Consider the following 413-nt stretch of genomic DNA (forward strand, 5'->3'; position numbering starts at 1 on the left):
GCTTCTATGACATCGACTCCCCATTTTTCTAATTGCTTAGCAATTTTCAATCTTTCGTCAAAGGTAAAGTTGACTCCCGGTGTTTGTTCTCCGTCTCTTAGTGTTGTATCAAAAATTTGAATATGGCTTTCCATTTTTAACATCTCCTTATTATTTTTGAATACTTTTAGCTTTAATAAATGGCATCATTTTTCTTAATTCACGACCAACCGCTTCGATTTCATGACCATGTTGTTGTTCACGTAATTGGTAAAATTCTTTAAAGCCATTTTCATTATCTTTAACAAAACGATTAGCAAAGTTACCGTTTTGAATATCTTCTAATACAGTTTTCATGTTGTTTTTAACTTCTGGAGTGATAACACGTGGTCCAGATACATAATCACCAAATTCAGCTGTATTTGAAATAGAGT

At 32.4% G+C, this 413-nt stretch carries 1 protein-coding gene and 1 pseudogene; both read right to left on the reverse strand.

Annotated features, from left to right (window positions below; all coding sequences use genetic code 11):
• A partial coding sequence (locus HZY83_RS08020; RefSeq protein ID WP_179943512.1) for a hypothetical protein occupies positions 1-134 on the reverse strand: 134 nt, incomplete at its 3' end.
• A 16-nt stretch (positions 135-150) separates the two neighbouring features.
• A pseudogene (locus HZY83_RS08025) lies at positions 151-413 on the reverse strand (ketol-acid reductoisomerase); the annotation flags it as partial.

Source organism: Gemella sp. GH3 (assembly GCF_013415425.1).
Lineage (GTDB): Bacteria > Bacillota > Bacilli > Staphylococcales > Gemellaceae > Gemelliphila.